The sequence below is a fragment of the Halomonas sp. genome, from assembly GCF_033549285.1.
Classification (GTDB): Bacteria; Pseudomonadota; Gammaproteobacteria; order Pseudomonadales; family Halomonadaceae; genus Halomonas.
Map to the genome: position 1 here is coordinate 1 of NZ_JAWSUJ010000216.1, position 506 is coordinate 506.

Sequence of the window (506 nt, forward strand, 5' to 3'; positions counted from 1 at the left end):
GTGTAATTCACCGAGACCAGTACCCAATCCCGGGACTCTATGCCGCCGGCGAAGTCACCGGTGGCATTCACGGGGCGTGCAGACTCGGTAGCTGCGCCATCACCGAATGCCTGGTCATGGGCCGAATTGCAGGTAAAGACGCTGCAAAACTTCTGCAGTGACTCAATCTTCACAGAATAGACTGGATTCGCTTTATAGCCTTAAAGTGCCAGCAGAGCCAATAAGCCTCTTAATTAAGAAAAAATGCATCGACTAAAAGACTTGATTTTACTGACGGGATATGTTACTATCATTTTACGCGCCCGTAGCTCAGCCGGATAGAGTAACTGACTACGAATCAGGAGGTCGGAGGTTCGAATCCTCCCGGGCGCGCCATTTAACAGCTAACAATGCCAATGCATAGCGCATTGGCATTTATAAATTAAAGATAACTGAGGGATTACGGTGACCGATATCCATTTTATGAGGGAAGCGCTAGTCGAAGCTCTAAAAGCATTTGATAAAGG

Annotated in this window: 1 protein-coding gene and 1 tRNA gene; both read left to right on the plus strand. The window is 47.6% G+C overall.

Features of this window, described 5'->3' with window-relative positions; genetic code table 11:
• The first annotated feature begins 5 nt into the window (after nt 1-5).
• Entirely contained in the window at nt 6-161 is a 156-nt protein-coding gene (locus tag SCI24_RS21490) for an FAD-binding protein (protein ID WP_318727295.1), read from the plus strand.
• Nucleotides 162-298: 137 nt separating this feature from the next.
• Nucleotides 299-375 (plus strand) — tRNA-Arg (locus tag SCI24_RS21495).
• Nucleotides 376-506: the final 131 nt, after the last annotated feature.